We start from the raw sequence: 24,170 nt of genomic DNA, 5'->3' as shown, positions 1-24,170 counted from the left end.
ATTATCCTTTGACAGCGCCCGCCATCAGGCCACGCACGAAGTAGCGGCCGGCGAGAATGTAGACGAGGAGTGTGGGCAAGGCTGCGATCATCGCCGCCGCCATGTTGACGTTGTATTCGACGACACCCGTGGAGGTGTTCACGACGTTGTTCAGCGCCACGGTCATCGGCATGGAATCGCCCGTTCCCGCATAGGCCGAGGCAAACAGGAAGTCGTTCCAGATATTGGTGAATTGGTAGATGACCGTGACGACGATGATCGGCAGCGAATTGGGGAGCATGATGCGGCGGAAAATCTGGAAGAAGCTTGCGCCATCGACCTGCGCCGCCTTCACCAATTCGGTCGGAAAGGCCTCGTAATAGTTACGGAAGAAAAGCGTGGTGAAGCCGAGACCGTAGATGACGTGAACGGTGACGAGATTGACGGTCGGATTGCCGAAACCCAGCGATACGCCAATTTCGTTGCGCAACGCCGCCCCGAACCGGCCGAGACTGCCAAGGATGGTCGCCATGGGCAGAAGCACCGACTGGAACGGAATGAAGCAGGCAAACAGCATCAGGCCGAATACCAGCGTGTGGCCGGGGAAGCGCCACTTAGTCAGGATGTAGCCGTTGAGCGCCCCCATGATCGTCGAGATCGCCACAGCCGGGACGACCATCTTGATCGAGTTCCAGAAGTAACCCTTGATGCCGGCGCAGGTCAGACCGACGCAAGCCTCGCCCCAGGCCTTGAACCAGGGATCGATCGTCGGCGACTGCGGCAAGGCCAGCATATTGCCACTCTGGATTTCGTCCATCGTCTTGAACGAAGTCACAAGCATGACGAACAACGGCATCAGATAGATGACCGCGAATATGACCAGCAGGCCGTAGATGAAAATCCGACTGAACATTCTGGAGCGCGCCGCATTGGCCGCGTCGGAAATGGTCGAGGTGACAGCGCTCATCGCGATTTCTCCCGGAGCTCGGAATAGAGATAGGGAACGATGATCGCCGAGATCGTCATCAGCATGATCACCGCACTGGCCGACCCGACCGCCATCTCGTTCCGCTTGAACGTGTATTCGTACATGAAGTTCGACGGCAGCCAGGCCGAGCCACCCGGTCCGCCCGATGTCAGCGCCACAACAAGGTCGTAGGACTTGATCGCCATGTGGGCGAGCACGATGAAGGCCGATAGGAAGATGGGTCTGAGCAGCGGAATAATGATGCGCCGATAGAGCTGCACCGTGGTTGCGCCGTCGATCTGCGCCGCCTTCATGATCTCGCTGTCGATGCCGCGAAGGCCGGCAAGGAACATCGCCATCACGAAGCCGGAGGCCTGCCAAACGCCGGCGATCACGACCGTGTAGATCACGAAATCCTTGTTCTTGATCCAGTCGAAGTGGAAGCTCGTCCAGCCGAACTGATGCAGTGTCTGCTCAAGGCCAAGGCCCGGATCGAGGAACCATTTCCAGGCAACGCCAGTGACGATGAAGGAAAGCGCCATCGGGTACAGGAAGATCGGCCGCAGTATGCCTTCGCCGCGGATTTTCTGATCCAGCAAAATCGCCAGAAACAGTCCGAGCGCCAGGCATATACCGATGTAGAGGACGCCGAAAATGCCCATGTTGGTGATCGAGGTGTACCAACTGGAGGGCGGATCGCTTTCAAACGTCCAGCGCCAGAGCCGTTGATAGGCGCGCGGCCCGGTCAGGGCGTAAGACGGAAACGTCTTGGAATTGGTAAAGGACAGATAGACCGTCCAGATGATGAAGCCGTAGACGAAAACAAGCGTGATGGCGAAACTCGGCGCGAGCACGATCTTCGGCAGCGCGTCCTGCAGGCGCGCGCGGATTGAAATTGGCGTTCCCTGGTGTCGCGCAAGAACGGTTTTATCTGTAGTGATGGTGCTCATGGGTTCATCTCCTCCGACGATGTCGTCCGTTGCGGAGCCTTCCCCGCCACGAGGGCGGGGAAGACCGCGGGAGGCCTTGGTTACTTGGCGTCCTCAATTGCCTTGACGAGTTCTTCGACCGCCTGATCGGAGGTCTTGATCTGGCCATGCACGAATTTGGAGACGACGTCCTTGTAGGCATTGGCGACTGCCGGGGGAGCGCCATAGCCCTGCGCCAGCGACCCGAACAGCGTGCCGCCTTCGTTCGCCTTCTTCAGGTCGGCGATACCCTTCTTGCCACAAGCATCGAAGTCGGTATCCGGCACGTCGGTACGAGCAGGAACCGAGCCCTTGACGACGTTGAATGCAGACTGGAAGCTCTTGGAAAGAGTTGCCGTTGCAAGCGCGACCTGGGCCGCCTTGCGATCGTCCGGCACATTGAACATGCCAAACATGTCGGAGTTGTAGATCACGCTGCCGTCAGTGCCCGGGAAGCGGTAGCACAGGAAGTCCGTATTCGGCGTCTTCTTGGCCGCTACGAATTCGCCCTTCGCCCAGTCGCCCATGACCTGAACGAGTGCATCGCCCTTGATGACCATGGCCGTTGCGAGGTTCCAGTCACGTCCGGAGAAGTTCGGATCGACGTAGGTGACCATCTTCTGGAGATTGTCGAACGACTTCTTCATCGTGTCCGACTTCAGAGACTCCTCGTCGAGATCGTTCATGGCCTTCTTGTAGAACTCGGGCCCACCCGTCGACAGCACGATGGAGTCGAACATCGTCGCCTCCTGCCAGTTCTGGCCTCCGAGCGCGAGCGGGGTGACACCTGCCGCCTTGGCCTTGTCGAGCAGTGCAATCAGGTCGTCGAAGGTCTTCGGCTCGGTACCGCCGATTTTGTCCATGACGGCCTTGTTGATCCACAGCCAATTGACCGAGTGAACGTTGACCGGAGCGGCAACCCACTTGCCGTCATACATCGAGAACTTCTGCAGTGCAGCCGGGACCGACTTGTCCCAGCCCTCTTTCACCGCCGTCTCGGTGAGGTCGCCCATGACACCGGCCTGTGCGTAGTCGAGAACGGTATAGCCGAGCATCTGAGAAGCCGTCGGATAGGTGCCCGCAGCAACCATGGCCTTGAGCGCGGTCATTGCCGCGTCACCACCACCGCCAGCGACCGGCACGTCCTTCCAGGCAAACCCTTCCTTTGCCAGATCCTCCTTCAGGACATTGAGGGCCGCGGCCTCGCCGCCCGATGTCCACCAATGCAGCATCTGCACTTCTTTCACGTCGGCGGCCTTGGCGGCGCCGAGGCCAGCTACCGTCATTGTCACCAAAGCAGTCGTCATCAAAAACTTGCGCATCGTTTTCCTCCCGGTTTGCAAGTTCACAAAAGCGGAAAATCCGCGTTCAAAAGCCCGTGCACACTCCCCGCACAAAGGCCCTGGCTATCACGGCGAAAACGCCGCTTGCGTTAATTTAAAACGTTATAAACTTAACCAAGTCAAGTCACACGTGCCGCCTTTCCACGTTCGAGAAAACATAAGTTACCATATGTTTTTGTTTGTTTTTTAGCATTACCTGCATAACAAGCGAAACTGAGCAGAAAATTTAAAACGTTTCCAGTCCAGCATTGCATCGGCTTGGCTGTCGCGTTAGTGTCCGGCAATCCGACCCCTTTGGAGAAAAGCCGAGCGTGTCTCGCATCGCAATGCCGCCCACGAACAGATCGACCCGCAGGAGCGGCAAACCAACGCTGCGTACGATCGCGGATATGGCAGGCCTTGCCGTAACCACAGTGTCGAGGGCGCTGTCGGACGACCCGGTGATCAATCACGAAACCCGCAAGCGTGTCCGCGAGATCGCGATTCAGGTCGGCTATTCCCCCGATCGCGCCGCCCAGCGCCTGAAGACCGGCCGCACAAATGTCATCGCCATCCTGCTTGAGCCGCACGAGGAAATCCTCGGCTATGGCACCTCGATCATGTCCGGCATCGCCAAGGCACTGCAGGGCACCGCCTACCATCTGATCGTCATGCCCAACCTGCCGCACACAACCAACATCGAGGCGGTCAACTACATCATGCGCAACCACATGGCCGACGGCCTGGTGATGTCGCGCACCGAACCTTTCGACCCACGCGTGCGGTTGCTGATGGAGCACGATTTTCCGTTCGTCACCCATGGCCGTACCGAACTTTCGACCCCGCATCCTTATGTCGACTACGACAATTTCACGTTCGCCTACGAGGCAACCAAGCGGCTGATCGCCAAGGGGCGCCGCAAGCCGGCTCTGATCAGCGGCCCGATGCAGTTCAGCTTCGGCAGCCATATCCTGCATGGCTTCATGACCGCCGTTCGCGAAGCCGGCTGCGCCTATGAGGTCATCTCCGAGATCGACCTCGATCATCCGGCAGGCGCCATTCGCGACCGCATCGCCCGACGCCATCGGGAACCCGACCCACCCGATGCATTCACCTGCGGCGGCGAAGTCTGCGCGCTCGCCACCGTCACCGGCATGAGCGACTGCGGTCTCACACTCGGCGTTGAATACGACATCGTCGCCAAGCAGACGTCCCAGCTCCTCTCCGCCATCCAACCGAAGGTGGAGACCATCTATGAGGACCTGACGGCCACCGGCGAGCAGATCGGCAGCATTCTGAAGAAACGGATCAGCGGCGAGACGGATATAGACCAGTTGCAGGTACTGCTGACGCCGCAGCCACCCCTTTCCGTTGAAGCTGGAAGCAGCTGACAGCTGCGTTCTCGAACTCCGACCAGAAGTAGCGCCGGCCAAACGCCAGGCCGCATCCCCACCCATCTGGCACAGACCCAATTTGGCCCAGTCCTGGAGCGCGGGAATGAGGAAGCGAAAGGCACGCCAGTTGCCACCAGCGAACGTCGATCCAGCCATTTGCTCTCTCCGTTCTCCCACTTGAGCTTCCTCGGCAGTCTTACCGCGGCATCCACCAGCCAGTGCGGCCGCCGATATGCATGTTGAGCGTCTTGGTTTCGGTGTAATCCTCCACCGCGTGACGGCCGAGTTCACGACCGAGCCCCGATTGCTTGTATCCTCCAAACGGCAGCTCGGAAGCCCCGTCCATGAAGGTGTTCATCCAGATCGTCCCGGCTCGTATCTTGCGCCCGACAGTCAGGCAGGTATCGAAGTCGCGGCTCCAGACCCCTGCCGAAAGACCGTAGTCGATGGCGTTGGCGACCTGGATTGCCTCCGCCGTGGTTTCGAACGTGAGAACGGACAGGACAGGACCGAAGACCTCCTCGCGCGCAACCGCCATTCCGGGCGTCACCGCCTCGAGGATGGTCGGCGCCATGTATTGCCCCATGCCCAGGTCAAGTTTTTCGCCGCCATGCGCGACTTGCGCGCCGCTGCTGGTTGCGCCGGCCACGTAACCGGCAATCTTCTCCAGATGCTGCGGCGTGATGATAGCACCAACTTGCGTGGTTGGATCGAGCGGATCGCCAACTTTGACGTCCTTCGAGAGGTCGGCAACGCGCCTGACGACATCGGAAGCGATGCTCTTGTGCAGGATGAGACGGGAGCCTGCATTGCAGCACTCACCGGCATTGAAATAAGCACCGAAAACGGCCGCATCGATGAACGCATCGAGATCCGCATCGGGGAACACGATCTGCGGGTTCTTGCCGCCCAGTTCCAGCGAGACCTTTTTGAGTGTCTGTGCGGCATTCGCCATGGTGAGTTTGCCGACACCGGTGGAGCCGGTGAAAGACACCATGTCGACCTCCGGATGGGACGTCAGGACTGCTCCGACCTCCGGTCCCGTACCGGTGACAATATTGACAGCGCCGTCCGGAACGCCGGCTTCCTGGAGGATTTCGCCAAGCACAAGCGTCGACCCCGAGGTCAACTCCGACGGCTTGACGACGGTCGTGCATCCGGCTGCTAGGGCAAAGGGAAGCTTCTGGCCGACGATCAGGAATGGAAAGTTCCAGGGAGTGATAATCGACACCACACCGATCGCTTCGCGCAAGACAATGCCAAGCGTGCCGTCTCCAAGCGTGTTGTAGCTCTCGCCGTGCAAATTGCGCGCAAGGGCCGCCGCGTAGCGCCAAATGTCAACCGAGCCCGCGATCTCGCCGCGCACCTGGGAGATCGGCTTGCCGGCCTCGATCGCGTCCAGGAAGGCGAGCTCTTCCGCACGAGCAGCGATTAAATCAGCCGCCTTGAGCAAAATGGCAGACCGTTCGGAAGCGGTCATTCGCGGCCACGGCCCGTGATCGAAGGCCTTGCGAGCGGCGAGGATCGCGCGCTCGGCATCCGCTTTGCTGCCAGCCGGGAAACGGCTCACAACGACGCCATGGCTCGGCGCAACGCGCTCGATCAGCTGGGCGGACCCCGCTTCCCACTTGCCATCGACCAGCATCTTGAAGTCGCGGGTCTTGTGGTCGCTAAGCGCCTTTGGATTGACCAGAACCGTCATTACCATTCTCCCTTGAATTTGGCCGGGCGCTTTTCGCTGAAAGACGCGACGCCCTCCTTGAGATCGGCGGTCTTCGCGACCAGGATCGAACCCAGCGCTTCGACGGCAGTGCCGTTGTCCTCGCCATTTGCCGAAGCGATCATCAGCTTCACGATCTCCAGCGCGGCAGGCCCTCTCGACGCGACCCGTTGCCCATACTCCTTCGCGGCATTGACGGCGTTGCCGCTCGATGTGACCGCATCCACAACCCCGAGCACACGGGCTTCCTCGGCAGTGAATATCTCACCACCCAGCGCCATGCGGCGAACCACCTGCGCGCCGAAGCGCTTCACAAGGCGTTGCGTGCCGGACCAGCCGGGGACCATGCCGAGGCCCGTTTCCGGCAGTCCGATTTTGATGTGCTCTTCGGCAATGCGAATGTCGGCGACACCAGCAAGCTCCAGCCCGCCACCGAGAGCGTGGCCATTCAGGGCTGCGATCAGCGGCACCCTGAGGGTCGCAAGTCTCTCGAACACTCGGTGTCCATGGCGCACCCAGGCATGGCCGAATTCCTGCGGCTGCATTCCGCCCCACGCCTTGATATCGCCACCAGCCGAGAAGCCCTTGCCCTCGCCTGTCAGGATTGCCACTCGCACGTCGGCGTTGGCCTCGACTTCGTCGGCGGCATCCGCGAGCGCCTTTAGCATGTCCAGATCGAGCGCGTTCAGCTTCTCCGGCCGCGATACCGTCATGATCGCGACGTGATCCTCGACCTGGATCCTGACGGTGCCGCTAGCCATTGAAGACACCCTCCAGAACGCCGGTGCTCTTCTTCGCCAGAGACAGGCCTATATTTGCTTCGCCAAAAAGCTTCGCATCCATAACCTTGAGGTCCTTCGCTACGATCAGCGGGAATTCGGATTGATCGAGGATGTGGCTCTGCAGGTCGATGCCCGGTGCGATCTCCGTCAGAACGACGCCTTCTGGCATTAATGTCATCACGCACCGCTCGGTGACATAAGTGATGTCTTGGCCCTGCTCGATCGCCCGCTTACCAGAGAAGGTGACATGCTCGACCTCGTTTACGAGCTTCTTCAGCTTGCCTTCCTTCTCGATCACCAACTTGCCGTCGATGATGGCAAGCTTCGCCCCCGCATTAAACATGCCGGAAAATACGATCTTCTTCGCCCGCGCCGTGATATCGACGAAGCCGCCGGCCCCCGCTGTCACGTGGGGACGGAACGAGAGCTTCGAGACGTTCACGGAACCATTCTTGTCGATCTCAAGGAAAGACAGCAGCGACGCATCGAAGCCAGCGCCCTGAAAGTAGGTGAACTGATATGGCGACGGCATATAGGCATCGGCGTTCGATGCGCAGCCAAACGCGAAGTCCAGCAAAGGGACGCCGCCGACGGCTCCCTGCTCTATGACCCAGGTGACTGCGCCGTGCAGCCCCTCCTCAAGCAGGATGCGCGGCACGTTGGCAGAAATGCCGAAGCCTAGATTCACGCAGCTGCCCGCCTGCAGCTCCTGTGCAACGCGGCGCGCGATGACCTTCTGGATATTGAATTCCGGCACGCGAAAACTGTCCAGCGGCCGAAAGATTTCGCCTGAGATGGCCGGATCGTAGAGCGTCTGTGTGGTTTGCTTCTGGTCCGGATCGACGATGACATAGTCGACCAACATGCCAGGTACACGCACGTCATGCGGCTTCAGCGAACCTTCCTTGGTAATCCGCTTGACCTGGGCGATGACGATGCCGCCATTATTGCGGGCAGCAAGCGCCTGATCTAGGCCACCGAGATAGGCGCCTTCGTGCTCATAAGTAAGGTTGCCGCGCTCGTCCGCGGTTGTCGCACGGATGATGGCGACCTGCGGCGCAATCGACGGGAAGAACAGCCAGTCCTCTCCTTCGAACAAGACACGCTTGACTACGGGCTCCTCTGCCCCAAGGTCGTTCATCGCGCAGCCCTGCCTCTTTGGGTCGACGAACGTGTCGATACCAACCTTCGTCAGAACGCCGGGGCGTTTAGCAGCAGCCTCCCGATGAATATCGAACATGATGCCCGAAGGAATATTGTAGGCCGGAATCTCGTTGCTCGTGATCATCTGCCAAATCAGCGGTGGCTCCGCGCTGGATGGACCCGATGGATAGGAGCCGCCGACGATCTTCTTCAAAAGCCCCTTCTTGGCAATGTGGTCGACGCCCCTGATGCCGCTCATGTCACCTGCCGCAATCGGATGCAGCGTTGTGATATCCCGCGGATGACCGGTGGTGTCGAAGCGCTCGCCAATCGCCTTCAACATCAGGTCGGGGCAGCCGAGGCCGCTCGATGACGACACAGATACGACTGCTCCGTCGGGGATCAGTGCGGCAGCTTCGGCGGGAGTGATGTGCTTGCTCATTGGGATTACTCAAAGTCCTGTTTCGATTTTCACGGCAGAACCGCTTTTGGTCGCCTCGACAACGGCAAGACCTGTCGCGACCGACCAGATGCCATCCTCCGCCGTCGCCGAAGGACGGCCCTTGCCGGCCACCGCACCGTGGAAGGCTTGCAGTGCAGTTTCGTAGAGATTGCTCGCGTTGGTCGGCAGTTGCTGTTCGCCATCCGCATTCCTCAGCGCCACCGTCCCATCCGGACGCTGCGTCATAACGTTGCGGCCGACGAGCGAACCTTCGGTGCCGTGCACCTCAAACCCCGTCTCGGCATATTTGGTGGTGAAGGCATCGTGAAACTGCGCGAGGATACCGTCCTCGAAACGCATCACGCCCATGACGCCATCTTCGACGCCAGGCTTTCCCATGCCCGCCGCCTGCGAAAACGCGACTACCTCCACCGGATTACGCCCGAGAACAAACCGCAACGTGTCGGTGTCATGGACCGTGATATCCAGAATGACGCCGGCACCGGCTTCGGGCTTATCGAGCCGCCAGCCCTGCAGGTGGGCCGGCAGGTAGACGGCATGAAAGACGCGGGCGGCCAGTGGCTTGCCGATTTTTCCGGCGGCAATTGCGTCTCGCATGGCAATGTGAGTGGAGGCATTGCGAAGATGGTGGTTGGTGGCGAGCACGACGCCGGCCTCCTTCGCCGCCTTCGCCATGGCGTGCGCATCTTGTAACGACATCGCCAATGGTTTCTCGCAAAGAATATGCTTGCCGGCGCGGGTCGCAGCGATCGCCTGGTCGCGATGAAGTTCGTTGGTCGTCGAAATGTAGACCGCATCGACATCCGGATCGTTCACAAGGGCATCGACATCTGCGACATGCCTCGGGATCCCGTTTTCCTTCGCATAGGACCGGCCGCGCTCCGCGCTCGAACTCATGACGGAGACGATATTGCCGCCGGTCGCGCGGATAGCGCTAATCACCCATTCGCGCGCGATGGTGCTCGCGCCAATCAGCCCCCAACGAACCGTCATGCCATCTTTCTCCCTGCCTTCTTCTGCGCGGCACCACAGCTCTCGCGAACGACAAGCCGGACGGCGGTCGTGATGCTTTCGGGCTCCGCTTTGCCGGCATTGATCTGCTTGAGGAGAAGCTGCGCTGCGCGTCTACCCATACTCTGAGGATCAACGGAAATGGTCGTGAGAGCCGGGACTGCCGTTTGCGCCTCGATCACGTCGTCGAAGCCGACGACAGCGAAGTCCCGACCGGGCTCCATGTGACGCGCGCGCAAGCCATCGCACACACCGAAGGCGACGGCATCATTGAAGCAAACCGCCGCCGTTGGCCGATCGCCCATCGCCATCGCCCGTCCGATCGCGTCGACACCGCCCGCCCTTGAGGGCGCTGACGAGACGACCAACTCTTCATGAAAGCCGAGGCCCGCCGCCTTCATGCCGCCCGCATAGCCCCCCAGACGCTCTTCGAAGACCGCCGTATCGGGAAATCCGCCGAGAAACGCGATTCGCGTGTGCCCTAGGGATGCCAGGTGCTCGACCGCCGCTGAGGTCCCGCCCTGATTATCGGAAACAATTGACGAAACCTTCGCACCAGGCAGGCTGCGAACAACGACAACGACCGGAATATCGGCAGCAACGAGCGGCTTGAGATCGGCCGCTTCGGTAGCGCGCGCCGGAGAGACGATGAGGCCCGAGATTCCATGTTCCCTCATCGAGGCAACGACTTCTCGCTGCCGGTCGATGCTCTCGCTGGTATTCGAGAGGAACTGTACGAAGCCGGCAGACTGCACGACCATATCGACGCCAACCGCAAGTTCGGCAAAGAAGCTGTTGGTGAGGTCGTTCACGACAACACCGATGATCTTCGATTTCGCACTTGCTTGGCGCAGATTCGCTGCCCCACGATTATAGACGTAGCCAAGCTCACGCATCGCTGCATTGACCTTGGATCGCGTCCCCTCATTCACGAGCGACGACCCTTGCAGCACCAGAGACACCGTCGACTTCGAGACGCCGGCGGCCTTGGCGATATCAATGACGGTCACCCGCCCCTTGGTCATGAATTCCTCCCGGCGCTCTCGCCAACTTGGACGCTACATAATTGGAACGTTCCAAATATGTCAAGCGCAATCTTCATCTGACCGCGACGGCGAAAATCAGATCAAAAAAGCAATTATCATTCTGATTAGACTACATTTATTTTATTCGAAACAACCTCATTTCGCGTGCCATCTACGGAAACTAAAGAACCGGAGAAACACTCTTGCAATTTGGAACGATCCAAACTATTGCGTCACTAGCTGTCGAGGAGGATCACAATGAGCTTGTCTTTAAATCTGCCGAACACCGACGGTTCCGCCAGCGAATACCGTCTTGTAGGGACGCCGATCGAGCGGCCGTCCGCGCCGCCCAAGTTCAACCGGATTGCCTATGCGGCCGCTCACGTTGTGTCCGACCCGCGAAAGGACTTCGATCCCTGGGGTCGTCCGGCGATTGACTGGGACACAACAATCGCCTTTCGCCGGCACCTGTGGAGCCTCGGCTTCAAGATCGCCGAAGCGATGGATACCTCCCAGCGCGGCATGGGCCTTGATTGGGACGGCGCGCGGGAACTGATCCGGCGATCGTTGGTGGAGGCTCGGACCGTTCCGGGGGCTGACCTTGCATGCGGCGCCGGCACCGATCATCTCGCTGCATCCGATGCGCGATCGATCGACGATGTCATCAAGGCGTATGAGACTCAGATCGAGTTCGTGGAAAAGAATGGCGGTCGCGCCATCATGATGGCCAGCCGCGCCCTCGCCCGCGTGGCGTCCTCTCCTGACGACTACGCCAAGGTTTATGGCAGAATTCTCTCCCAGGCCAAAGACAAGGTCGTCTTACACTGGCTCGGAGACATGTTCGATCCGAACTTAGCAGGCTACTGGGGCAGTGCGCAGTTTGAACCGGCGCTCGAGTGCGTTCTCAGGATCATCAATGAGAACAAGGAGAAGGTCGAGGGGATCAAGATTTCGCTGCTCGACAACGCCAAGGAAATACAACTGCGCAATCGGCTTCCGGAAGGCATCCTTTGCTTCACCGGCGACGATTTCAACTATGCGGAGCTGATCGAAGGCGATGGCCGCCGCTATAGCCATGCCCTCCTCGGCATCTTCGATGCCGTTGCACCGTCAGCGTCGAAGGCATTGGCCTCACTTGCAACAGGTGATGCCGCTACCTTCCGCTCGGTGATCGAGCCGACTGTTCCGCTCTCCCGCAAGATCTTCGAGGCGCCGACGCAGTACTATAAGGCCGGTGTCGTCTTCCTCGCCTGGCTGAACGGCCACCAGAGCCATTTCAGCCTTCCTGCTGGATTGCAATCGGCGCGCGGCATCAATCACTATGCCGATATCTTCCGGCTTGCCGACAAGGCAAACGTCCTCGACAAGCCAGAGCTTGCCACCGCACGCATGAGGCATTTTATGGGCGTATTCGGCATTGAATGAACCGTCGAGGAGGGCGAGTACGTTTTGTACGTATGCGGCTCATGCCGCCTCGGGGCAACTTTCCTCCGGGGCGGCTCAAGCATCCATCGAGGCAGCTCAACTGTCTGTGGGCGCGTCGCGCGCCGTGGCGACCTGCCAGAGCGCTATGGCCCGCGCATGAGTCTGCGGCCTAACTAATTGCCGGACAATCGTTTCAGTCACGACGACGTACCCCGGAGGCACGCGAATCCTAGGGGCCATCCACGTTCACACCAACATCAACTATCGGACCTATGGGGCGATAATGTCACCAACGACTTCGACAGGGCAGCCCCTTGCCCGCGCAGCGTCCACCGTGCAAACCCATCGTCTGGCGGTCATGAAACAACACTCGTGAGTTCGTTTCTGAGGCAGCGCCGATTTGGGTCGGAGCGCGGCGCTTTAATTATGATACTCGCGGACCGCCCTGGCGAAAGCGGCGAGCTACCCGCCGCCCCAGTTTAAGGGCCTTATTTGGGGATTGCACTCGTGGTCAGGCGACGGCCGCCAAGATATCCGTTGTTGGTTTTGGGTGGCGCCGCCTTTGGGGTCGGATCTGGCTGGATTGGCTTATCTCAGTAGTAGAGCAGGCGACTGTTAACCGCCTTCCCGTACCTCACTTCTTCTTTAGGGCGCTTTGGCTGTCCTTGACCTGAGAACCTAAAGTGGGCGGGGCGCTTTTAGCGGCGGCCTTTTCCCTCTTAGGCTTCCTGGTTTCCTTGTTGCTTCGTACCTGACCCTTGGCCATTGGCGTAGTCTCCTCGTGAAAACAGAGCTAGCTGTCATTGGCCGCTGAATAGCAAGAGAAATCGGGAATGGAGGGCAGCCGCTCACCATCGTCGGATCGCCGCTGGGAACAAACATAATGCTATCAGGCTATTCCGTGCCGCAGGCAATTCACAACTTCGCGAGAGTTACTTTAAGTTCGTCGAGAAACCTGGACTCCTGCTCCAGAAGTATTCTCTCGCTCACTTCCGGTGGATACTCTTTTGTTTCGACTATGTCTCGTAGATAAAAGCCATCGGGTCTTGGTCCTTCATCAGATTCGGGTGGGGGGCGACGCAAAGGGCAGCCCTTACACCCGGAGCGCAAATAAGCGGAAGCTTGCGATTGCAGGCGCTGAGAAACTGAACGAGAACATTCTTACCCCTCACTGGAACTCAGCGAGGGGAAAACACAAAAAGATTGAGCTAAATCAATCGCTTGCAAAATTGATGGCGACCCCTGCAGGAATCGAACCTGCGACAACCTGCTTAGAAGGCAGGTGCTCTATCCAGCTGAGCTAAGGGGCCGAGTGACCCAGGCTTCATGCCTTGGTCAAATCAGCGTGCATGAAAGCGGATCAATGCGTCCATGGCTGAGTCCGCGTATAGCGGAAATTATCAGGGTAAGCCACAGTCTGGCGTTGCGGATCCTTAGGAGCGATGACCCGATACTCGATGCCGTTGCGCTTCGCGTAAGCTTCAGCGAGTTCCTGCGTTTCGAAGGTCAGCTTCAGCTGCTGGCGCATGTCCGAGGAAGACGTGTAACCCATGATCGGATCGATGGTACGCGGCGTCTCCTGATCGAACTCGAGAACCCAAATTTTTGTCTTTGCCTTGCCGGACTGCATCGCGGTCTTGGCTGGACGGTAGATCTTGGCAGACATTGCTGCAACGCCTCCGAATTAGCGGGCTTTCGCACTCGAAACTTCACTCTGCCCCACATCCGAGGCTTCTCTTCATCCAAACTATCGCACAAAGAGATGAATTTTGCTTACCGACGAATCCCTTTCTTTTCAAGAAAAAAGCCAAGGCGGCGGAGCGCTGGATTTCCGATGGTTTTCCGGCAGCCCTCCTCTTTTCGCGATCACTAGATAACTCGTGCTCATATCAACCACTCCGCACAGCAAGCTGAACGATGGGGGGCTTACACCAAGCATGGGGATACGCGATTTATGTATTGCGGGCGCGAGGCGAACCGTGTATTGCCCTCCCTCGTCGGCACGGAGTGTAGCGCAGTCTGGTAGCGCATCTGGTTTGGGACCAGAGGGTCGGGAGTTCGAATCTCTCCACTCCGACCATTTTTCTCTCAATTCACGGCATGACCAACGAACGCGGCCTGGCCTCCGAGCGAGAATTGGTGCGGCTTTTGCCTTTTCCCCGCTAAAGCACATGTTCTTGGCACGCTCCGCAGCAACAATGGCACCAACGCGCGAAAATTGCGCAGAAACCCCTTGTTAAGGCTGCACAAGGTATCATTCACCATATTCAGCTGCACTTTGTTAACGTTACGGGGAATCTCATGATGTTGTCTTTGCGGATTTCGCTCACTCTCGTCGTGACCGCACTTGCCCTGCCGGTCTGCGCAGCGGACCTTGCACCCGATGTCCCAGGGATGCCCGTTGCACCTGCCCCAGTTTTCAGCTGGACCGGACCCTATGCAGGCCTACGCGGCGGCATAGGTTTCCTGAACAGCGATTTCAGCATACCCGGCGCCAGTTCTTCCGAGGATTTCAACGGCGGCTTGGTCGGTGGCTTCGTCGGCGCGAACTATCAGATGGATACCATCGTCGTCGGTATTGAAGGCGACCTTTCTTACAATTGGAACAAGAAGGATCTGACCGTCTTTGGCACGCCAACAGAGGCAGGTACAGATCTCTCCGGCTCCGTCGTCGGCCGCGTCGGCTATGCCGTCGACCGCGCCCTGATCTTCGCCACAGCGGGCTGGGCCACCACGCGTGCCACCATCGATACGCCTGCCGGCGATGCGGACAAGACCTTCAACGGCTGGACGGTCGGTGCAGGCCTCGACTACGCCTTTACCGACAACCTCTTCGGTCGGGCAGAATATCGCTACAACGATTACAGCGACGAAGAGATCCAGGGAGCCGACGTCGATCTCGACGAGCAAATCGTTTCGGCGGGCCTCGGCGTCAAGTTCTAGCCTTCACGCAGGCTGCAGAGATCACACGGCAAAGAACAGGCGCTCCGATGGGCGCCCTTCTACTTCTTCCTTGTGGTCGTCGCGCTCATCGCCTTGTCGCCAGGCTTAATGCCGAGCTTGGCTGTCACGCCGGCATTGAGTTCGATCACGTACTTCACCTCCGTCATCGAATCGATGATGTCTCGTGAGTACGGCACCGCGTTCTGCTTTATGCTGCGAACCGTGCCCGTCGAATCGACAAACAGCATATCGAGTGGCAGGATGGTATTTTCCATCCACATCTGCACCCGCCGCGAAACGCCGAAATCGAAGATCATGCCGGCGTCTTCGGCCATCTCCTTGCGATACATGAGGCCACGCTGGCGCTGTTCGTTGGTGTCGGCGATCTCGACGATGAAGTTCAGTCGCTTGCCGGAAGCCGTCTGAATGATCAACGGTTCCTTGTCAAAGGTCATCGGCTCTTGGGAAAGAGCCGGAAGGGCTATGATGAAAAAAAGCGCCGCGAGGGCGCTTCTGATCCAATGGGCAGACATCCGCATCAGTGCGCGCGGCTCACCGGGCTCGGCACGTCTGGATGGATCTCGGCAGCCATCAAGCCCTTGTCGCCATCGCCGTAGCGCACGAGCACAACCTGACCCGGGCGCAACTCGGTGAGACCGAACCGGCGCAACGTTTCCATGTGGACGAAAATGTCTTCCGTGCCTTCGCCGCGCGTCAGGAAGCCGAAGCCCTTTGTGCGGTTGAACCACTTGACCAGCGCGCGCTCGAGCCCGCTCGTCGCCGTCACCTGCACATGCGTGCGAACCGGCGGCAGCATCGAAGGATGTACGGCCGTCGACTGGTCCATGGAGAGAATCTTGAATGCCTGATAGCCGCGTTCACGGCGCTGGATCAGCGCGACGATCCGTGTACCTTCGAGAATTGTCTGGTAGCCGTCTCGGCGCAGGCAGGTCACATGAAGAAGGACATCCTGCATGCCGTTGTCCGGGACGATGAAACCGAAGCCCTTGGCCACGTCGAACCACTTGACGACGCCAGTGATTTCAATGAGGTCGACCGCTTCCCCCGCGAGTTGATCGAGGTCGGTGAATTCCTTCGATGAAATCCTGTCAGCCATGTCGCCAGCCCCTCAATACGCGTCACACTGTTACGGTTAACTGATTCTTGAGATCAAGATTAACATGTTGGTAACGGATTAGCGCAAGTCCTACTTTTCGATTATTCCCAATTGCCGATCATACCCCGCTGTCTTGCCCGAAGCTGGTGTTCCGCCACATATGAATCCAACGCCCCGCATTAGAGAGGAAATAGAATGCGTTATCTCCACACCATGGTCCGCGTGAAAGATCTGGACGCCTCCCTGCATTTTTACACCACGCTCTTCGGCCTCGAAGAAGTCAGGCGCACAGAAAACGAGAAAGGCCGCTTCACACTCGTCTTTCTTGCAGCTCCCGGCGACAAGGCCGAGGCCGGCGCCAAGGGCGCGCCCTGCCTGGAATTGACCTACAACTGGGATACCGAAGACTATACCGGCGGGCGCAATTTCGGTCATCTCGCCTATGAGGTCGACGACATCTACGCCATCTGCCAGAAGCTGATGGACAGTGGCATCACGATCAACCGGCCGCCGCGCGACGGCCACATGGCCTTCGTGCGCTCGCCGGACGATATCTCCATCGAGATTCTGCAGAAAGGTGGCAGCCTCCCGACGGCAGAACCTTGGGCTTCGATGGGCAATACCGGCGCCTGGTAAGCCGAGGCTTTTGCGAGGCTTGCGGCTTTTGCGATTTCGGACCTGCGTGTCCGCATCGCGCTTGCCGCAGGCTAATGGTGCAGGCACTCTCCAGCCGACTCAAGGCGAACGACGCGATTTTGGCGCTGCTTTCGCCATCCTCTGGAGAATGCTCGCGTGCTCGCTGTTGAAAAGCGGTTACCTTTCGGACCTACCCTGCTGATCGTCACATCGGCGACGCTGCTGCTCACCGGCTGCATGTCGGACAAGAAGGCTGCCGATGCCGCGGCCGTCGTCGCCCCGGTCGAACCGGCAGCAGTAGCGCAGCAAGCCGCCGCAACCACCCCTGCCCAGCCCGGCTATCGCGATCCCATGGTGGCGAATGTATCGGGCTCTCAGCCCGCGCAGGCTCCGAACGCGCAGCCTATGGCAGCAGGATCGGCCGTTTCTGCTCCCGCCAATATCGGCGGCTTGGCAATGCAGTCAACCGGCATCAACGCGCAGGCGATGAGCATCTTTTCGGTACGCACGCTGCCGCAGAACAATCCGACCTCGACCCAACTGCAGCCGGCCGGTGGCAACGCCTACGGGCCGGTTGGTGTCAGCCCCACGCGCTCGAGCGTGTATAGCAGCCAGGTTCCGGTCGATCAGTCCCAGCAAACACAGCAGGGCCAGCCGCTATTGCCACAGCAATCCTCACAGAACACGAGCGCCCCGGCGCACAGCGCCTCATTCTCGACGGGAGCCCTGGCAGGCCAGACGATGAATGCGCTCTACAGCGCGCCCAGGCAAAACTTGCTCGGCAGTCTTTCCGGATTGCTGCAAAAGGCCTCCCTGCCCGGCATGACGCGGATTGCGCCCAACGGCCTGCATCTTCAAAACGACAAGGTGGAAGTCGGCTGCTTCAAGCCGAACCTGCTGAACGTGATCAAGGCGGTCGAAACGCATTTCGGCAAACCGGTCGTCGTCACCTCGGGCTACCGCGACCCGGACCACAACCGCATGGTCGGCGGCGCCGAAGAATCCATGCACAAGACCTGTGACGCGGCCGACATTCAGATCGACGGCGTGTCGAAATGGGATATCGCAAGCTATATCCGCTCGCTGCCGGATCGCGGCGGTGTCGGCACCTACTGCCATACCGACTCTGTCCACCTCGACACCGGAAAGAACCGGGATTGGAACTGGGGTTGCGGAGGCAGGACTGCTCCGGCGACCATCGCGCACGCCCTGTGACGCTGCTGAGGCGTTCATAACGCCACGTAAGTTTGCTGGATGAATTGCGAGCACCGACCGATATTATTTTGATTCGGCTGTAATAAACGGCATTTCGCACCCGCAAAATATTCCTGTCATTATTCTGAAAAAAAATCGAATTTGCCGCTTGCGGGATTCAAAGTGCCTGACTATAAGGGCGCCACCACGAAGGAAGCGCCCTTCGTCTATCGGTTAGGACACCAGATTTTCATTCTGGGAAGAGGGGTTCGACTCCCCTAGGGCGTGCCACATCAAATTCTCCATTCAATGTTTTCAATACCTTATGAGCGGCATTTACTAACGCCGTTCCCTGCTAGCAGATTTTCGTTTTTCGTCCGTTCTCATGGTCACTTCACCTTGCCCATGGCCCTCTTAGCCAGCTTCTTCTGGTTGATGTCTGCCACGTAGCGGACTCTTGATGACCAACCGGACATATGTTGATCGGCGGCGGCCCCAATGAACTTGCCCATGTTCTGGCTGTACTCTTCGTCTTTGGCCTTGTTGCCGGAAGAGCCGTTTGTCGTCACGTTGACGTTAATCCCGCCCATGTTGATCCCGCCCGCTTCCGAGGGAATAACTCGGCTCCCGCTGCCAATCGCGCCACCGTCCGCAAGGGTTGGCACGCGCCGCGAGTTGATGGCATCCAGAAGAGCACGACGTCGAGCAACCGCTGCGGCGTTGACGACGTATCCCCCCGTTGCTGAGTATTCCAGCCCTCTTTTGGAGTCTCGTAGCCCGGTCTTGCGTCCGTCAGTGTCCGTCGAATAAAATGGCGCAATGGCTAAGCAGGTCCTCTTCGTTCAAGGAGCAGGCGAAGGCGTCCACGACCGCTGGGACAACAAGCTGGTGGCGAGCCTCGCGCGCGAGCTCGGCGAAAGCTATGCCATCCGCTATCCCCGAATGCCCGGCGAAGACGATCCTAGCTACTCAGTCTGGAAGGCTGGCTTGGCGAAACAGTTCGACTCGCTGGAGGACGAGGCAATTCTCGTAGGTCACTCGTTCGGCGGCACCATTTTGATCCATGCGCTTGCCAAGCAGCCGAAGCTGAGATTCGGCGGGTTGTTTGTCATCGCTGCGCCATTCTTCGGTGAAGGCGGATGGCATAGCGATGACATGGGTGACTGCGGCGACGTCTCAGAACGCCTTTCGCCCGGCATTCCCCTCTATCTCTATCATAGCATTGACGACGCGGAGGTGCCCGCTGCCCATGTTCACCTCTATGCGAAAGCGATTCCGCACGCCGTGGTTCGGATGTTCGAACGCAAGGATCACCAGTTCAACAATGATTTGAGCGACGTCGCGCGGGACATCCGTTCACTGTATTAAGCTGAGGGCATCGGTTCGCGCCGGCCAAGCAAGACCAAAGAAGTCGTCGCCATCTCCACTTTCACAAAGCTCGAACGTCTTGTCGACTGCCTGTTCGTTCCTATTTGTTTGCCTGATGCGCCCTTCGTCTATCGGTTAGGACAACAGATTCTCATTCTGTAAAGAGGGGTTCGATTCCCCTAGGGCGTACCAGACCTCTCGATTGTGGATTGCACTCCAGGTGGCACGTACGCGACACTTGCGCGATTACACTCGTCACGTTTGCGGATCATACCTCGCGATCCGTCTAGGTCATAAAAATCAGCCTAACGCTGCACAATCCGCTCAATTTCGACGCGACGACAAGCAGACCCGCGTTTTCTGACGACGCTTGCGAGCATCTGATTTCTCTCGAGAGCGAATTGAACCGCCTGGATAGCCGCGTCGGCGACGGCGATACGGGCTCCACCGTGGCGACCGGCGCGCGCAGTATTCTTTCCCGCATCGACACGCTGCCGCTGAAGGATCCCGCAGCCTTGATGGCCTCGGTCGGTGAGATCCTGAGCACCAGCATGGGCGGCTCGAGCGGCGTGCTGCTCTCGATCTTCTTTACAGCCGCATCCAAGGCCATGGCGGAAAAGGCTGATCTCGCTGCCGCCCTGCTTGCGGGGCTCGATCGGATGACGTTTTATGGCGGTGCCGGTGTCGGCGACCGTACGATGGTCGACGCACTGGCTCCGGCGCTTGCTGTCTTAACATCAGGCAATGTCGCCGGAGCGGCAAAGGCTGCGGCGACAGGTGCCGAGTCGACAAAGGCAATGCGAAAGGCAAAGGCCGGTCGCGCCTCTTATGTCGGTGAGAAGGATCTGGAGGGCGTGCCGGATCCGGGTGCCATCGCTGTGGCAAGCGTTCGAGGTGGCGGCAACGTTGATATAAACGGGCGGAAGAGCGTTACCTCCGTGCAATCAGAAGCCGCTGATCAGTTCTACCTTCGAGCCGTCAGTAAAGCGCGAGAGTCGGAACGCGCTCGCGTCCACGACAGGCGCCCTGCCCGTGACGATATCAGCCATCAATCGTCCAGCTGCCGGCCCAATTCCGAAGCCATGCCCAGAAAACCCGGTAGCAATGTGGAAGCCGGGAATGGCGTCGACCGCCGAGATGACAGGCACGGCATCCGGCGTAACATCGATGTAGCCACCCCAACGCTGCGCGATTTCCACCTTCTCGAACACCGGAAACGCCCTCTTCAGGCCTGCGAGTGCACCCTGCGTCAACTTCTTCGAGGGCACTGGATCGAGAACCCGGTGATACTCGAACGGACTTGCGTCATCCATCGACCAGCGCCGCGGAATACGCAACTCGTCGAAGAAGCGGCCAGCAAGGCGGAAGGAAAGCGACTTCCACTCCGACCTCAAGGCCGGCAGGAACGCTGAAGCATAGCGGAACGAGGCCGGCACGATATCGACGATGTTGTCGTGTCCGCAGGCGACGGTATAACCACCGTCCTGTCGCTTGCGGATCGCGAAATCCTTCGCCCAGATGGTTTGTTCCGGGCCACCTTCCAGCGGCTTTGTACGCATCACGCTGTTCAGCACCTTGAGCTGCGGCAGGTCGATGCCGAACCGACCGGCAAGCAGGCTGGACCAGGCCCCGCCAGCCAGAACCACAGCCTTGCAGGCGATCGCGCCACGCTCCGTCACTACGCCGCTGACGGCGCCCGCCGCGGTCTCGATGCCGCGTACGGCGCATTCCGTCAGAATGGTCGCTCCCTTGTCGCGCGCCGCTTCGGCGATCGCCGGTGCCGCCTTCTGCGGCTCCGCGCGGCCGTCAGCCGGAGTGTAGAGGGCGCCGGCGATGTCCAACCTGGCCCCGGGAACAGTCTCGGCGAATTCCCGCGCCGTCAGCATGCGGGATTCGATCTCGTAGCCGTCCAGATTGGTGCGCCAGCGCCCGTGGTCGGCCAGTTCCTTCTCGTTGGCGCAGCTGAAGATGATGCCGGCGCGCTTGAATCCCGCATCGCGCCCCGTGCGCTTGTCGAGGCCATCCCAAATCCTCAGCGCCTCGGCCATCAGCGGCACCTCGCGCGGATCACGCATCGAAATCCGCACCCAGCCCCAGTTCCGGCTCGTCTGTTCCTTGCCGATCCCGCCCTTCTCGCAGAGCGTGACGCGCAAGCCACGTTCGGCTAGCTCCAGCGCCGCAGAACAACCGATAATGCCGCCGCCGATCACCACGACGTCGCACTCTTTCGGAAGTTCCTCGTCACCATGGACGGGAACGACATACGGACCGGGCATGAGGGATTGTCTCCTGGCAAGGATTCAAGATCGTTCGACTATGGTAGCCCTACAACCCCGCCACGCGTTTAGAAACCCTGCCCACGCTTTGTCAGATACCTGCCACTCTCAGGATTGCTTGAAGGCAAAGACATCGACGGGCTCGCCCAATCCCCTGAGAGGGAATGAGCCGAGGCTTTCCATGCCCTCCTCGCACGTCGCCATCTCGACGAAGGCTCTGGAAAATAGTACCGGACGCTTGATCTCCTTCGTCAAGCTTTCCAGGCGCGAGGCGACGTTGACCGCGGGTCCGATGACCGTAAAGTCGAGCCGCCGGCGCGAGCCGATGTTGCCATACATCACGTCCCCTACATGCACGCCGATGCCGTAGCGCAGCACCTCGCGACCATCACGCCCATTCTGCTCGTTCAGGGCGGCAACAGAGCCCTCTGCCTCCTTGATCGCCGCCAGCAGATTCCTGCAGGCCATCGGATCGGCCAGCGGGAAGATCGCCAGCATGCCGTCGCCCATGAACTTGAGTATCTCGCCGCCATGTTTTTCGATCGGCTCCGACATCGCGTCGAAATAGCCGTTCAGCAAGTCGATCACGTCGTCGCGAGGCCACTGATCCGAGATCGTCGTGAAATCGCGCAGGTCACAGATCAGGATTGCCGCACCGACGGTCGTACCGCTACCGCGTGTCGTCGCCCCGGCAAGGATCTGTCCGCTGGCATGGGGACCAACGTAGGTTTCCAGCAAAGTCCGCGCGAGAATGTTTTTGATGCGAATCTCGGTGACAAGCGTCAAAGCAGGCAAAATGTCCTTGAGGAAGACGATATGTTCCTCTGCAAAGCCGCCAGGCCGATCGCTGGAAAAGGTCGCAATGTGCCGTTTGCCAAGCGTGTGTTCCATTGGCCAGGCGATATACTCTGTGAGCCCGTCACGTATCAGTTCGTCATAGAACTGATGGTGGCCGTCGCCGTCACGCATCGTCTCGAGGTTCTTGCGGACTTCAGTCGCGCCGCTGAAGATCTCGTTCACGGGGCTGTTGCGGAACTGCGGTGTGTTCTCGACACCGTAACCGAATGTGTCGATCTTGGCCTCGGCCAAACCGGTTTTCCAAAGAATACGTGCTCCGAGCCATTGCGGATGAAGCGTCCTGAAGTGCAACGATGCGCGCGCGACAGGTACACCCTCGTCCCGCAGCCGCTGGCACATTTGCACGAATATGTTGTCGATGAAGCGCTCGTCGCGCGTTTCAGTGACCAGCCAATCAATGATCTTTCGCCGACGCGAGGGCCACACGCCTTCGCTCTGGTCCATGAAATACAAAGGCACGTCGGAAAGGGATTGCATGGCTATGCTCCACAAACACAGTCGCCTCCCGATTGAGGGAAGACATTACTCATCCACTAGATGGTGCACGACACGTCAGATTAAAATAGCCGAGACAATCCGAGTATGAATCGTGCTGTTTTTAGCCGAGCATACGCCGGGTCTCTGCAATTGTCGCTGCGCTCGCCGCCAACGGCCGATATTCCAGCCCGATCGCACCGCCGTAGCCATGTTCGACGAGCCAATCGACGCGCCGCTTAAGGTCGATATCGCCGCTGCCCGGCTCGTTCCGTCCGGGATGATCGGCGATATGGATGTGGAAAACCCGGTCGATGTTGCCGCCAATCACATCGGCCGTCTCCTCTCCCATGACGGCGGAATGATAGACATCGTAGACGATGCCGATCTCCGGACGCCTCGTCGCCTTTGCGATCTCGATGCCTTCGACGGTTGAATGAAGGAAATAGCCAACGTGATCGATCAACGTGTTGAGTGGCTCGAGACCAAGGCGGACCCTGCTGCCCTCGAGAATCTCGCCAGCGGCGGTCAGGGTTTCGATCAGCGCCGCCTTCTGCTCTTCGCGAGACTTGCCGGGAAGGTCATCGCCCGCCTGCGCAATCAACGTGTGGGCACCAAGGCGCCTGGCCGTTTCCACCGAACCTTTCAAGCCTTTCAGGAACGCGTCCTTATTGGCACGATTGGTAAGGGCAATCATCGGTTCTGCAACAAAACTACTGAGTTCTATACCGGTTTCCGTCAGCGCCCACTCGATGCTGCCGATATCCTTGTTCGTCCACTTCCAGAATTCGACGGCCTCCACGCCATGTGCGTGCGCAAGCCGGATCCTGTCCGCAAAGTTGTCGGCTTCGGCTGCGAACAGCCATTCGATGCAAGCGGAAAGTCTCATGGCGGCCTCGCTCAATCGGGAGCTTTTCTTCCTGACAATAGTCGAGCAGCGGCGACAGGCATATGGCAAAAACCTTCCATGCTCCGTTTCTGTCTTGACGTCATATTCAGCATTGCTAACGTGCAGGTGCGTATTAATCTCCCAACTCCGCCCGTCATCATTGACGGGCGTATCTTTTCCGGCTCGACGTAGAAGACAGGAATTGCGGCAGAGGGA

General features: G+C 59.1%; 21 protein-coding genes, 4 tRNA genes and 1 pseudogene. 10 read left to right on the top strand and 16 right to left on the bottom strand.

Annotated elements, in window-relative coordinates; translation table 11 throughout:
* Position 1: 1 nt before the first annotated feature.
* From K9B32_RS01075 to K9B32_RS01065, 3 genes are all read right to left on the bottom strand, one after another.
* The gene (locus K9B32_RS01075) at positions 2–946 is read right to left on the bottom strand and encodes a carbohydrate ABC transporter permease (RefSeq protein ID WP_224560071.1); all 945 of its coding nucleotides are present in this window, start codon (positions 944–946) and stop codon (positions 2–4) included.
* The gene (locus tag K9B32_RS01070; protein ID WP_224560070.1) at positions 943–1,896 is read right to left on the bottom strand and encodes a carbohydrate ABC transporter permease; all 954 of its coding nucleotides are present in this window, start codon (positions 1,894–1,896) and stop codon (positions 943–945) included. Before K9B32_RS01070 ends, K9B32_RS01075 begins: the two co-directional genes overlap by 4 nt.
* Positions 1,897–1,976: 80 nt before the next feature.
* The gene (locus K9B32_RS01065; protein WP_224560069.1) at positions 1,977–3,236 is read right to left on the bottom strand and encodes an ABC transporter substrate-binding protein; all 1,260 of its coding nucleotides are present in this window, start codon (positions 3,234–3,236) and stop codon (positions 1,977–1,979) included.
* A gap of 347 nt (positions 3,237–3,583) precedes the next feature.
* Between K9B32_RS01065 and K9B32_RS01060 the strand changes: the two genes are divergently transcribed.
* On the top strand, positions 3,584–4,627 hold the full coding sequence (locus K9B32_RS01060; protein WP_224560351.1) for a LacI family transcriptional regulator: 1,044 nt from the start codon (positions 3,584–3,586) through the stop codon (positions 4,625–4,627).
* A 199-nt stretch (positions 4,628–4,826) separates the two neighbouring features.
* Here K9B32_RS01060 and K9B32_RS01055 read toward each other — a convergent pair whose 3' ends face one another.
* From K9B32_RS01055 to K9B32_RS01035, 5 genes are read right to left on the bottom strand one after another with little or no spacing between them, the layout of a single operon-like run.
* On the bottom strand, positions 4,827–6,338 hold the full coding sequence (locus tag K9B32_RS01055) for an aldehyde dehydrogenase family protein (RefSeq protein ID WP_224560068.1): 1,512 nt from the start codon (positions 6,336–6,338) through the stop codon (positions 4,827–4,829).
* Positions 6,332–7,111 (bottom strand): enoyl-CoA hydratase/isomerase family protein, encoded by a 780-nt coding sequence (locus tag K9B32_RS01050; RefSeq protein ID WP_224560067.1) that lies wholly within the window; start codon positions 7,109–7,111, stop codon positions 6,332–6,334. The genes K9B32_RS01055 and K9B32_RS01050 overlap by 7 nt, the downstream gene beginning before the upstream one ends.
* Positions 7,104–8,717: an acyl CoA:acetate/3-ketoacid CoA transferase gene (locus K9B32_RS01045; RefSeq protein ID WP_224560066.1), complete on the bottom strand. Its 1,614-nt coding sequence runs from the start codon at positions 8,715–8,717 to the stop codon at positions 7,104–7,106. Before K9B32_RS01045 ends, K9B32_RS01050 begins: the two co-directional genes overlap by 8 nt.
* Before the next feature lie 9 nt (positions 8,718–8,726).
* Positions 8,727–9,731, bottom strand: a complete 1,005-nt coding sequence (locus tag K9B32_RS01040; RefSeq protein ID WP_224560065.1) for a Gfo/Idh/MocA family protein — start codon at positions 9,729–9,731, stop codon at positions 8,727–8,729.
* Entirely contained in the window at positions 9,728–10,774 is a 1,047-nt protein-coding gene (locus K9B32_RS01035; RefSeq protein WP_224560064.1) for a LacI family DNA-binding transcriptional regulator, read from the bottom strand. The genes K9B32_RS01040 and K9B32_RS01035 overlap by 4 nt, the downstream gene beginning before the upstream one ends.
* 258 nt (positions 10,775–11,032) lie before the next feature.
* Here K9B32_RS01035 and K9B32_RS01030 point away from each other — a divergent pair, with 258 nt between their 5' ends.
* Positions 11,033–12,199 carry a dihydrodipicolinate synthase family protein gene (locus tag K9B32_RS01030; RefSeq protein WP_224560063.1) on the top strand — a complete coding sequence of 389 codons (1,167 nt, stop codon included), beginning with the start codon at positions 11,033–11,035 and terminating at the stop codon, positions 12,197–12,199.
* Positions 12,200–13,432: 1,233 nt separating this feature from the next.
* Here the strand turns inward: K9B32_RS01030 and K9B32_RS01025 are convergent.
* A tRNA-Arg gene (locus K9B32_RS01025) sits at positions 13,433–13,509 on the bottom strand.
* Between the two features lie 50 nt (positions 13,510–13,559).
* On the bottom strand, positions 13,560–13,865 hold the full coding sequence (locus K9B32_RS01020) for an ETC complex I subunit (RefSeq protein ID WP_224560062.1): 306 nt from the start codon (positions 13,863–13,865) through the stop codon (positions 13,560–13,562).
* Between the two features lie 337 nt (positions 13,866–14,202).
* On the opposite strand from K9B32_RS01020, the gene K9B32_RS01015 reads away from it, so the two are divergent.
* Positions 14,203–14,279, top strand: a tRNA-Pro gene (locus tag K9B32_RS01015).
* A 224-nt stretch (positions 14,280–14,503) separates the two neighbouring features.
* Positions 14,504–15,142 (top strand): outer membrane protein, encoded by a 639-nt coding sequence (locus tag K9B32_RS01010; RefSeq protein WP_224560350.1) that lies wholly within the window; start codon positions 14,504–14,506, stop codon positions 15,140–15,142.
* Between the two features lie 59 nt (positions 15,143–15,201).
* Here K9B32_RS01010 and K9B32_RS01005 read toward each other — a convergent pair whose 3' ends face one another.
* Both K9B32_RS01005 and K9B32_RS01000 read right to left on the bottom strand, forming a co-directional pair.
* A complete protein-coding gene (locus K9B32_RS01005) occupies positions 15,202–15,681 on the bottom strand; it encodes a DUF192 domain-containing protein (protein WP_224560061.1) in 480 nt (159 codons plus the stop codon).
* The gene (locus K9B32_RS01000; RefSeq protein WP_007535143.1) at positions 15,681–16,259 is read right to left on the bottom strand and encodes a cold-shock protein; all 579 of its coding nucleotides are present in this window, start codon (positions 16,257–16,259) and stop codon (positions 15,681–15,683) included. The genes K9B32_RS01005 and K9B32_RS01000 overlap by 1 nt, the downstream gene beginning before the upstream one ends.
* A gap of 195 nt (positions 16,260–16,454) precedes the next feature.
* Between K9B32_RS01000 and K9B32_RS00995 the strand changes: the two genes are divergently transcribed.
* The 3 genes from K9B32_RS00995 (at position 16,455) to K9B32_RS00985 (ending at position 18,380) form a co-directional block, all read left to right on the top strand.
* Positions 16,455–16,895, top strand: a complete 441-nt coding sequence (locus K9B32_RS00995; protein ID WP_224560060.1) for a VOC family protein — start codon at positions 16,455–16,457, stop codon at positions 16,893–16,895.
* Positions 16,896–17,051: 156 nt separating this feature from the next.
* Positions 17,052–18,110, top strand: coding sequence for a YcbK family protein (locus tag K9B32_RS00990; RefSeq protein WP_224560059.1), 1,059 nt, complete (start codon positions 17,052–17,054; stop codon positions 18,108–18,110).
* 195 nt (positions 18,111–18,305) lie between these two features.
* Positions 18,306–18,380 (top strand) — tRNA-Glu (locus K9B32_RS00985).
* A gap of 98 nt (positions 18,381–18,478) precedes the next feature.
* On the opposite strand, the gene K9B32_RS00980 is transcribed toward K9B32_RS00985, so the two are convergent.
* The gene (locus K9B32_RS00980) at positions 18,479–18,679 is read right to left on the bottom strand and encodes a hypothetical protein (protein WP_224560058.1); all 201 of its coding nucleotides are present in this window, start codon (positions 18,677–18,679) and stop codon (positions 18,479–18,481) included.
* 229 nt (positions 18,680–18,908) lie between these two features.
* Here K9B32_RS00980 and K9B32_RS00975 point away from each other — a divergent pair, with 229 nt between their 5' ends.
* From K9B32_RS00975 to K9B32_RS00965, 3 genes and pseudogenes are all read left to right on the top strand, one after another.
* Positions 18,909–19,457, top strand: a complete 549-nt coding sequence (locus K9B32_RS00975; protein WP_224560057.1) for an alpha/beta fold hydrolase — start codon at positions 18,909–18,911, stop codon at positions 19,455–19,457.
* Positions 19,458–19,574: 117 nt separating this feature from the next.
* Positions 19,575–19,649: transfer RNA gene (locus tag K9B32_RS00970), tRNA-Glu, on the top strand.
* A gap of 179 nt (positions 19,650–19,828) precedes the next feature.
* A pseudogene (locus K9B32_RS00965) lies at positions 19,829–20,372 on the top strand (dihydroxyacetone kinase subunit L); the annotation flags it as partial.
* A 29-nt stretch (positions 20,373–20,401) separates the two neighbouring features.
* Here the strand turns inward: K9B32_RS00965 and K9B32_RS00960 are convergent.
* The 3 genes from K9B32_RS00960 to K9B32_RS00950 form a co-directional block, all read right to left on the bottom strand.
* Complete coding sequence (locus tag K9B32_RS00960; RefSeq protein WP_224560056.1) at positions 20,402–21,733, bottom strand: NAD(P)/FAD-dependent oxidoreductase; 1,332 nt, start codon at positions 21,731–21,733, stop codon at positions 20,402–20,404.
* A gap of 108 nt (positions 21,734–21,841) precedes the next feature.
* Entirely contained in the window at positions 21,842–23,068 is a 1,227-nt protein-coding gene (locus K9B32_RS00955) for an adenylate/guanylate cyclase domain-containing protein (protein ID WP_224560055.1), read from the bottom strand.
* A gap of 121 nt (positions 23,069–23,189) precedes the next feature.
* Positions 23,190–23,954, bottom strand: coding sequence for a TIM barrel protein (locus tag K9B32_RS00950; RefSeq protein WP_224560054.1), 765 nt, complete (start codon positions 23,952–23,954; stop codon positions 23,190–23,192).
* Positions 23,955–24,170 lie beyond the last annotated feature (216 nt).

This window comes from Rhizobium sp. 3T7 (assembly GCF_020166565.1).
In the GTDB taxonomy this organism is placed as follows: Bacteria; Pseudomonadota; Alphaproteobacteria; order Rhizobiales; family Rhizobiaceae; genus Rhizobium.
The sequence above is the reverse complement of the archived record's forward strand: the minus strand, read 5'-3'. Positions and strand labels throughout refer to the sequence as shown.